The sequence below is a fragment of the Bradyrhizobium sp. STM 3809 genome (assembly GCF_000239795.1).
Taxonomy (GTDB): domain Bacteria; phylum Pseudomonadota; class Alphaproteobacteria; order Rhizobiales; family Xanthobacteraceae; genus Bradyrhizobium.
Genome location: NZ_CAFJ01000769.1, coordinates 1 through 9,759 on the forward strand (window position 1 = coordinate 1; position 9,759 = coordinate 9,759).

Here is a 9,759-nt window from a genome sequence, read left to right on the forward strand (position 1 = left end):
TTGTTTCCGGCTGAGCCTGTGGTTCCTGCCCCGTGCATTTTTTCCGCACGGGGGCCATGGGTGCCAGTCGGCACTCGGCCTTCCCTGCGCCCTCTCAAATCCAGAGGACGCCAAACGGCAGCAGAGCTCGGGCTGATCTGGCCGCGAGATCGCGACGGCATGGGCGTGAGCGACGGCTGCGGCGAGTGGCAGGCTGTTTGACAGAGTGGATTGGGATCAGAGCGCGTCTCAAGCGGCACTTGGGAGGCTCAAACGCCCGGCTTCGCCCTGTGGGCTACGGTGCGGCCGCGCCACGCGTAGCCCGAAGGGCGAAGCGTGGTGCGCAAGAGGGCATCACATTTTGTTGCTAAATGATTGATTGGACGTAATTTAAATAGGGAGTCGCGGACGAATACCAACGAATGTACCAACGGACTTCGCTGGTTTCCGGTCTGTTTCGAAGCGGGAAAGCCGGTGGAAATGGCAGTTCGGGCTTGAGTTGCAGCTAAGTGACCATGTCACCTTGAATTGGTGGCTTCGCGATTCGCCAAGCCATAGGTGGAGCGTGGCCATGTCCTTGTCGTCAAATCGAGACGAAGTCATCGCATTCCTCGTCCAGCGCAAGTTTCAGGTTCTTTCATCTGCCCAGCCGCGTCCGCCATCACCGAACCGGTCTAGGCCGTTGGTCCGGTCGCTTAGTGAAAACGAATGCGACCGTTATGGTGCTGAACTGCGGGCGCTTCCACCCGAAAAGCTCGAAGAACTCTATCAGGCCGAGTTTGCGCGATGGAGCGGACAATTGGAGCGGGAGGAAAACGCGCGCTTCTTCAATCAGCCGCATGCGGCAGCGGATTTCAACCATTGGGCCAAAGCGGAATATTGGTCTTTGGATGAAGCGATCGCACTCGCCATGGGGAAAGCGCCCGAGATTGTGAGCTGGGACAGAATCAAAAACTATAGCGGTGTCTCGCCATTCGTGACGCGGTACGCCCGACTGCGCGACCTCACTGAGCGGGCAAAGGGTTGGCAGAAGCTCTTCGATCCGGTTTTGCCGCCCCTCTTCATTAAATGGGCTGAGGACAACGAACTTCCTGTCTGCGCCGGTCTCATTGAAAGAGTCTCACACTTCCGGGGCAAATGGATCGATTGGGAAAAGAAATGCGACGAACTGAAAACAGTCTGTGAAAGCCTGCGCTTCAACTACGAACAACTCCAGGCGATGTATCGTGATCATGTCGATGATTGGAAGAAGATCGTCCAGAATAAGAACGATGCTATCCAGGCAAAACAAGATCACATCGTTAAGCTTGAAAACCAACTGGCTGCAGTAGTCTCGCCGGACCCGTCCGACTCCATGAAGGCGCAATCGCCAATAGAGCGACAAAATATGCTGAAAGTAATCTTCGGGATGGCGGTTCGAGGATATTCCTACAACCCCGCGGATAAGCGATCAAGAACCGTGTCCGAAATTGTTTCTGATTTGCAATTAGAAGGCGTTTCACTATCAGACGATACGATCCGACGTTACCTTAAGGAAGCGCAGGATCTATTCTTTTCCGAGAGGCAGGGCGAACTCGAATAAATTTCAGGCGACGCTCTTGATGTCGCCGAGTTAGTTAGTTGCGAACGGAGCATGGCATGGGGCTCAAAGATTGGTTCGACCGGAAGCGACGCGGCTATACCGAACTTGACGAGATAATGAATCCTCTTGTCTCAGCACGGTTGCAACATTTCGTTTGCATAAATGATACTCCCGATCGCCCGTATCTGAGGCACTACTTTCAGTTCCTCAATAAAGGCGGCCTGCGGGAGGAGTTCATAGTTTTTTACGCCCACACGATTGGTGGATATGCCTATGAGCGTACCGCGTACCGGAAACAGGGCGAGGAAGCGTATTCTCTCCTGAACGATCGCAGCCCTTGGTGGACCTCAATATCCTTCCTTCAGGCTTTGGGTCAGCGCCTGCCAGCGAACACGCAATCACAGGAGGGGCACCATGCGGCAATGGTCCATATCGAGCGACGGACTGAGCCGCAGCAGCCGCCGCTGTCGTCTAAGAGGAAGCTCTCAGCAAACTCTCCGCCACTAGCAACCTTCTCGACTGGAGAGCACGTCGTATACCCGCAGCACGGCGTCGGAAAGATAGTAGCGATCGAAACTCAGGATATTGCGGGCAAGCAAGTCGAGATGCTCGTCATTCATTTCAAGACTGAGAAAATGACCCTACGTGTCCCGATTATGAAGGCTGGCGAGATCGGCTTGCGCCGGCTGGCTGATGAAATTTGAGCCGCGCATCGATAGCTAGAACGGAATCCTAGCCGCATGCGGCTTAGCGCAAACCGCATACGGCCATAAGCCAATTCGGACGTGGTCGGTCTGCTCCATCTTCAAACGAATGGAGCGATACCATGTCGAACTACAAGACCCTGCCGGACACCGGCTTCGTCCGTCTCACCTCAATAATCGCGCCCTCCGGGCCGATCCCCGTCAGCAAGTCCACCTGGTGGCAGGGGGTCAAAGACGGCCGTTTCCCGAAGCCGGTCAAACTCGGGGCCAAGACCACCGCCTGGCGGGTGGAGGATATCCGTGCCCTGATCGAGCGTCTGGGGCGCTAGTTCCGTGGCGAACCGGCGACACTCTGCGCGGCGGGTCAAGCGGCTGCGCACCTACAACGTCCGCGAGGCGGCCAAGGTGACCGGCGCCACTGCGGCCACCGTTCGGCACTGGCTTACGAGCGGCCTGCACGCCGTTGAAGGTTGCTATCCCACGATCGTTCGCGGCGCCGACCTGATCGACTTCCTGAAGCGGCGCAACACGGACCGGAAGAACCCCTGCGGACCAGGTCGGCTCTTCTGCCTGCGCTGCAAGGAGCCAAGGCGGCCCGCATTCGATGAAGTCGAATTCTGGCCAAGCGGACCCAGGCTCGGCAGCCTCCGGGGCATTTGCCCGAGCTGCACCGGCATGATGAACCGGCGCACTTCGACGGCGCGGATCAAGGCCGCGACCGCCGATTTGCGGGTTTCATTCCCACTGGGTGACCCGAGCCTAGGTGAGCCGCTGCATCCCCGTTCCAATCCGCACTCTGAGAGGGTCTGACCAACCATGCCGAAGTATTGTCCAGAGAACGAGCGCGTGAAGCGTGACTACTCCTTCTTCCTTCAGGCTGCCTCCGGCAAGCAGGACGCAACTATCGATGCCGCTCTTCGCGCGATCGAACGCTTCGAGACCTCGACCGGCCGCAGGCCGTTCAGCAAGTTTCACATCGAACAGGCTCGCTCCTTCCGCGCCAGCCTTGGGGATCAGCCAGGACCCAATGGCCGGCCGTTGAGCGCGGCGACCATCACCAGCACCCTCAAGCACCTGCGTAACTTCTTCCTTTGGCTGTCGCGCGAGCCTGGCTATCGTTCGAGGTTGAACGCGAACGACGCCAATTATTTCACCCCGAGCGACCAGGACCGTCGGATCGCGGCGGCGCGTCGCGAGGGGCCGGTGCCAAGCGTGGATGAGGTCTTGCACCTCCTGCGGGCCATGCCCGCTCGGACGGCCATCGAAAAGCGCAACCGAGCGGTGATCGCGTTCACCCTGCTGACCGGCGCCCGGGATGGCGCCCTCGCCTCGTTTCGGGTGAAGCACGTGAGCTTGGCGGCTGGTACCGTGTTTCAGGACGGTCGCGAGGTGAACACGAAGCGCCGCAAGACCTTCGTGACGAACTTCTTCCCGGTCGGCTCGGAACCGCTGGAGATCGTGACCGACTATGTCGCGCTTCTGACGAACGAATTGGGATTCGGCCCTGACGACCCGCTCTTCCCCGCAACGCAGATGGCGCAATCCGAAGACCGGAACTTTGCCGCGGTCGGCCTATCGCGGATCCCCTGGCGCAGCACCGGGCCGATCCGGCAGGTTTTCCGAGACGCCTTCGTCGCTGCCGGGCAGGCTTACGTCAATCCGCACGCCTTCCGAAAGACGCTCGTTCGGCTCGGTGAGGCTCTTTGCCGGTCGCCCGAGGAATGGAAGGCTTGGAGCCAGAATCTCGGGCACGAGAGCGAAATGACCACCTTTGTCGGTTATGGTGAGGTCCCGGGGCATCGGCAGGCCGAAATCATCCGCGCCCTCGCTAAGCCGAGGGACGCGAGTACCCAAAGCCTCGACCTCGCGACTTTGGAAGCCATCGTGAACAAAGCGGTTCTCAATGCTACGAGCCAAGTGGCGGCGCAGAACAAGCCTGCGATGGGGAACTCCGGCGACGTTTAGCCGACGCAAGGGTCGGTATTTCCAGTTGAATTCACTCCCGCTTCAGGCGAGTTTGCCGCGGCGGGGAGCCAATGATTTCATTCGATCAGATAAAGCCCGGTTCACGGGTGCGGGGTATTGACGGTTCCGGCGTCGCGGAAATCGTGCAGGTCGCGCGATTTGGCCCCGATGCCATCAATGTTGTGTTTCGGGCGAACGGCCGCGTTGGTGAACGGCTCCTCTATCGGGGAGAGGAGGCCGGGTTCGAGTTGGTCGAGCCGGGCCGGACCTACAGCTTCGATGCCGATGGTGGACTCCTGCGTCTGGCATCGGAAGCTTACCGAATTCGCCTCGCCCACCTGTTCGATCCCTATCTTGCGGTCACTGCATCCCAGATTGAGGCGCTGCCGCACCAGATCACGGCCGTCTACGCCGAGATGCTGCCGCGCCAGCCGTTGCGCTTCCTGCTGGCCGACGATCCAGGCGCCGGCAAGACCGTCATGGCAGGATTGCTGATCAAGGAGCTGCTGATTCGGGGCGACCTGGAACGGTGCCTGATCGTCGCTCCCGGTGGACTGGTCGAGCAGTGGCAGGACGAACTCGCCGAGAAATTCTCGCTGCCGTTTGAAATTCTCACCCGGGATCAGATCGAGGCGTCTCTGACGGGTAATCCCTTCATCGATCGGCCGCGCCTGATCGTGCGGCTCGACATGGCATCCCGCTCGGACGAGCTGCGCGCCAAGCTGGCGGCCGCACCCGAATATGACCTGGTCATTTGCGACGAAGCCCACCGTATGGCGGCCTCGTATTTCGGTGGTGAGGTGAAGGAGACTAAGCGCTACAAGCTCGGCAAGCTGCTCGGCGAACGGACACGCAATCTACTCCTGATGTCGGCTACCCCGCACAATGGGAAGGAAGCGGACTTCCAGCTGTTCATGGGCCTTCTCGACGCAGACCGGTTCGAGGGACGCTTCCGCGAGGGCGTCCACAAGGCTGACGTGTCGGACATGCTGCGCCGTCTGACCAAGGAAGAGCTATACCGCTTCGACGGTACACCGCTTTTCCCCGAGCGTCGCGCGCAGACCGCGAGTTACGAACTGTCGCCGGAAGAGACAGCACTCTATCAGGGCGTGACCACCTACGTCCGCGAGGAAATGAATCGCGCCGATCGCGGCGGCGACGGCAAGCGTCAGGCGAACGTCGGTTTTGCGCTGCAGATCCTTCAGCGTCGTCTCGCTTCATCACCCGCGGCGATCTACAGATCACTGGAGCGTCGCCGAAAGCGGCTCGAAGAGCGCCTGCGCGAAGAGCTGGTCATGCGCAAAGCCGGCGCGGCTCAGCTCAGCGGCACCCGCGACCTCAAGGCTTATGATCCTGATGATCTCGACGAGGCTCCCGGGGACGAGGCAGAGGAGGCCGAAGAGGAGATCCTCGATCAGGCCACAGCGGCCCGGACAGTCGACGAACTTAAGACCGAGATCGAGCATCTGAAGCAGCTCGAACTGCAGGCATTCCGGCTGAAGCAATCGGGTCAGGACACCAAGTGGCGCCAGCTCATGTCCATCCTGGACGATCCGATCATTCGCGACCCTGCGACGGGACTTCGCCGCAAGATTCTCATCTTCACCGAGCCTCGGGATACGCTGGAGTATCTGCAGCAAAAGATCGGCGGCGTTACGGGAGCCGAAAGCGTAGTCGTGATTCATGGCGGTGTCGCGCGAGAGGCGCGTAGGGCGGCGATCGCCGCATTCAATAGCGATCCACAGGTTCGCGTCATGATCGCGAACGACGCGGCCGGTGAAGGCGTGAACCTGCAACGCGGCGCGCATCTGATGGTCAACTACGACCTGCCCTGGAATCCAAACCGGCTTGAGCAGCGATTCGGAAGAATCCACCGTATCGGTCAGACCGAGGTCTGTCATTTGTGGAACCTTTGCGCGACCAACACGCGTGAAGGCGAAGTCTACCGCCGCCTGCTCGAAAAGCTTGAGGAAGCGCGCAAGGCACTCGGCGGCAAGGTCTATGACGTGCTCGGCGAACTGTTTGAGGGGCAGGCTCTGCGTGATCTGCTGGTCGAGGCGATCCGGTACGGTGACCGGCCAGAGAAGAAGGCGGAGCTATTCCAGAAAGTGGATGGTGCGGTCGACGTCGAATCGATCGAGAAGCTTGTCGCCGAGCGTAAATTGATATCGGAGGGGATGGACCCGCACGCGGTGTCTGTGATCCGCGAGCAGATGGAGCGCGCACAGGCCCGCCGGCTCCAGCCCCACTTCATCGGGTCCTTCTTCCGGGAGGCGTTTACATTGCTCGGAGGGCGCATATCGGAGCGCGAGGCTGGCCGCTTCGAGATCACGCGCGTCCCGGGTGTCCTGAAGGAGCGGGATCGCCTGATCGGGCGCGGCGACCCTATCCTCGACCGTTATGCACGTGTCACCTTCGAAAAGTCGCTGATCAATGGCCATCCCCAGGCCGAACTGCTCGCACCGGGGCACCCCTTGCTCGACGCTGCGCTGGATGTCGTGCTCCAGCGGTTTCAGCCTCTGCTCGGGCAAGGCGGTATCCTCGTGGACGAAGCCGACGAGGGGCATGAGCCGCGTCTGCTCGTCTACCTCGAACACGCGATCCGCGACGGTCGCCAAGCGCGCTCCGGCGAGCCGCGTGCCGTCTCACAGCGTTTGCAATTCATCTTCTTAAAGGAGGACGGGACGGCCTTCGACGGCGGCCCTGCGCCATATCTCGATTTCCGGCCTGCTACGCAGGAGGAGACGGCGGTTCTACAGGAGGTCGTCAAGGCTGACTGGCTCGCAGGTCATGTTGAAGACCGGGCGTTCGGCTACGCGATCGCGAACCTCGTCCCCCGACATCTCGCTGAGGTCAAGGGCCGCCGCCTGGTCGAAGTCGATAAGATCGAACGCGAGGTGCGTGATCGCCTCAATCGCGAGATCACCTGGTGGGACACCCGCGCCGCTCGACTTCGCGAAGAGGAGCGCGCCGGCAAGGAGCAGCGCATCAATGCGCAGAACGCCGAGGCCACAGCGCAGCGCCTCATGGAACGCCTGCACAAGCGCCAGGAGGAATTGGATCGCGAACGCCAGATCAGTGCGATGCCGCCCGTGCTCAAGGGCGCCGCGCTCGTCGTGCCGAGGGGCTTGTTGCGCAAGACTGGCGGAGAGGCTTCGACGGCTGAAGACAGCGGCTTCTCTGATGATCCAGCCGCGCGCGCCAAGATCGAGAAGGCCGCGATGGATGCAGTCATGGCGGCCGAGCTGGTCTTCGGCAATGCGCCGCGCGATGTCTCCGCCGAGAACAGGGGCTACGACATTGAGAGCCGGGATGGCAGGACGGGCAAGCTCAGGTTCATCGAGGTCAAGGGTCGCCATCGCGACGGGCGCGAGATTATCATCACCAAGAACGAACTGCTGGCTGCGCTCAATGCGCCGGATGCATTCCATCTGGCGCTGGTCCGGGTTGATGACGGCTACGCGCAGGAGCCGCTCTATGTGCAGAACTTCTTCGATCGCGAGCTTGGATTCGCCGAAACGGCTGTTGTTTTCGGCTTCGAGCAGCTCGCGTCGCTGGCGCGCAAGTAGTCGCACTGTAGGAAAGCGACCACAATGAAGGCGACCATCATCCGCGAACCCTGGATTAGCGAAATACTCGCCGGCCGAAAAACCTGGGAGATGCGGTCGAGGCCAGTGAAGACGCGTGGATTAATCGGACTGATCCGCAAGGGCAGCGGTCAGGTGGTGGCGACCGCGCGTCTGATCGACTCGCCAGCTTCGCTGAACGTTGAGAGCTACACGAAGACCGTGCATCTGCATCGTATTCCACTGGAGCAGCAAGCAAGCGTCATCGCCCAGGGCTGGGTCTATCCTTGGATTCTGGCCGACGTTCGGCCTCTGCATCCGTCGGTTCCTTACAGCCACAAGGGAGGCGTCGGCTGGGTGACCTTGGACTCGGAAGTCGAGACGGAAATCATGAGACGTGTCGATCAATCGACGGGGGCTGTCGCGCAACGGCTGCACCGAGAAACCGAGGTGCACCATTCACAGACCGGCAAACGGGCACATGACGTGACGGATAAGAAAGTGCTGAGCAAGCGAATGAAGGTGGAAGGTCGTATTGAAGGAGATCGATGCATCATCCCAATCACGGAGGGCAATATCACGCATGGTCACATCTATCTGCGGTCGGTTGTGAGCTTCTTCCCCTCCGATAGCATCGGCGGCTCTGACGAGAGCCAGTCGGCAGCGCGATCCCTGACTTTGTCCTTCGATGGAGGTCCGGTTGTCTCGACAGATATCGCCGGACCGGATAGGCATGATCGCCCAGGCAAGTCGGCGCACTATATTTTCCGCCACGCTCGGTCGGCTGTGCTAAGCCCATTCTTCGAGCGCACAGGAGCGACGGCAGGTGACCAAGCCATCATCACCCGGACCTCTCCCTACTGCTATTCGATCAGGCTGCTGAAATCCGGCCGAACTCCCATCTGAGTGACGACATGAAGACCGCCGCCATCCGCAAGAAGCTCATCGAAGTCTCAATCCCGCTAGAACAGATTAATTCTGCTTCGAAGAAGCAGAAAGCACCTAAAGGCTATCCGACAGCCCTACATAAATACTGGGCACAGAGACCCATAGCAGCTTGTCGCGCGGTACTGTTTGCGCAGCTCGTCGACGACCCGTCGGCTTGGCCCGATCGCTTTCCAACTGAGGAGGCGCAGGAGGTTGAACGGCGGCGGCTACACAAGGTAATCGAGGAGATCGTGCCGTGGGAGGCTTCCAACGACGAGACGAAGCTTGACGCCGCACGCTGGGAAATCGCGCGCTCGGTCGCGTGGGGCCTTGGTGAGGACCCGCCGCCGAAGACGAACAGCAAGGCAATCCTCGACTACCTTCAGACCAAGGCGCCACCCGTTTACGATCCCTTTTCTGGTGGAGGTTCGATCCCGCTCGAAGCTCAGCGGCTCGGATTACGCGCCTATGGGTCGGATCTCAACCCCGTCGCGGTGCTGATCGGTAAAGCGCTCGTAGAAGTCCCGCCTAAGTTCGCCGGCCTTGCCCCGATTAATCCGGAAGAGCGGGAGGAGGCGAAGAACGGGCAATTGCGAAGCTGGAGGGGTACGGAAGGTCTGGCGCAAGACCTGCGCTACTACGTCAAGTGGATGCGGGATGAAGCCGAGAAGCGTATCGGTCATCTGTACCCGAAAGCTAAATTGCCGGACGGTCTGGAGGCGAATGTCATCGCGTGGCTTTGGGCACGCACCGTGCGCTCGCCCGACCCGAGCGCGAGGGGAGCGATGGTCCCGCTCATTTCGTCGTTCATGCTCTCGACCAAGGAGGGCAAGAAGGCTTGGGTTGAACCAGTGATCGACGAAAAGGCGCTGGACGGCTGGCGCTTCGAGGTGAAGACCGGAAAGCTGACTAAGGCCGAGGAAAAGGAAAAGGCCCAAGGCACAAAGTCAGGGAGAGCGGCCTTTCGATGCGTCCTGACGGGCGCAAACATTGGCGGAGCCTACATCGACGAAGAAGCGCAAGCCGGAAAGATGTC

8 protein-coding genes are annotated in these 9,759 nt (G+C 60.3%); all 8 read left to right on the top strand.

Going from position 1 to position 9,759, the window contains the following annotated elements; genetic code table 11:
• Nucleotides 1-550 precede the first annotated feature (550 nt).
• Nucleotides 551-1,561: a hypothetical protein gene (locus BRAS3809_RS32710; RefSeq protein ID WP_139017499.1), complete on the top strand. Its 1,011-nt coding sequence runs from the start codon at nt 551-553 to the stop codon at nt 1,559-1,561.
• A 56-nt stretch (nt 1,562-1,617) separates the two neighbouring features.
• Nucleotides 1,618-2,265 (top strand): CarD family transcriptional regulator, encoded by a 648-nt coding sequence (locus BRAS3809_RS37545; RefSeq protein WP_052523522.1) that lies wholly within the window; start codon nt 1,618-1,620, stop codon nt 2,263-2,265.
• A gap of 122 nt (nt 2,266-2,387) precedes the next feature.
• Nucleotides 2,388-2,594 carry a helix-turn-helix transcriptional regulator gene (locus BRAS3809_RS32720; protein WP_008966297.1) on the top strand — a complete coding sequence of 69 codons (207 nt, stop codon included), beginning with the start codon at nt 2,388-2,390 and terminating at the stop codon, nt 2,592-2,594.
• Nucleotides 2,595-2,598: 4 nt separating this feature from the next.
• Nucleotides 2,599-3,075 (top strand): hypothetical protein, encoded by a 477-nt coding sequence (locus BRAS3809_RS36375; RefSeq protein WP_008966298.1) that lies wholly within the window; start codon nt 2,599-2,601, stop codon nt 3,073-3,075.
• A 36-nt stretch (nt 3,076-3,111) separates the two neighbouring features.
• Entirely contained in the window at nt 3,112-4,230 is a 1,119-nt protein-coding gene (locus BRAS3809_RS32725; RefSeq protein ID WP_240535827.1) for a tyrosine-type recombinase/integrase, read from the top strand.
• A 71-nt stretch (nt 4,231-4,301) separates the two neighbouring features.
• Nucleotides 4,302-7,799, top strand: coding sequence for a helicase-related protein (locus BRAS3809_RS32730; protein WP_008966300.1), 3,498 nt, complete (start codon nt 4,302-4,304; stop codon nt 7,797-7,799).
• Nucleotides 7,800-7,823: 24 nt separating this feature from the next.
• Nucleotides 7,824-8,702 (top strand): ASCH domain-containing protein, encoded by an 879-nt coding sequence (locus BRAS3809_RS32735; RefSeq protein ID WP_008966301.1) that lies wholly within the window; start codon nt 7,824-7,826, stop codon nt 8,700-8,702.
• Between the two features lie 8 nt (nt 8,703-8,710).
• Nucleotides 8,711-9,759: DUF1156 domain-containing protein (locus tag BRAS3809_RS32740; RefSeq protein WP_035660115.1), on the top strand; the 1,049-nt coding region annotated here is incomplete at its 3' end.

What these genes read in the sequence shown, in the direction of transcription:
- BRAS3809_RS32710 (WP_139017499.1), top strand. Translation starts at nt 551, where the DNA reads ATGTCCTTGTCGTCAAATCGAGACGAAGTCATCGCATTCCTCGTCCAG.
- BRAS3809_RS37545 (WP_052523522.1), top strand. Translation starts at nt 1,618, where the DNA reads ATGGGGCTCAAAGATTGGTTCGACCGGAAGCGACGCGGCTATACCGAA.
- BRAS3809_RS32720 (WP_008966297.1), top strand. Translation starts at nt 2,388, where the DNA reads ATGTCGAACTACAAGACCCTGCCGGACACCGGCTTCGTCCGTCTCACC.
- BRAS3809_RS32730 (WP_008966300.1), top strand. Translation starts at nt 4,302, where the DNA reads ATGATTTCATTCGATCAGATAAAGCCCGGTTCACGGGTGCGGGGTATT.
- BRAS3809_RS32735 (WP_008966301.1), top strand. Translation starts at nt 7,824, where the DNA reads ATGAAGGCGACCATCATCCGCGAACCCTGGATTAGCGAAATACTCGCC.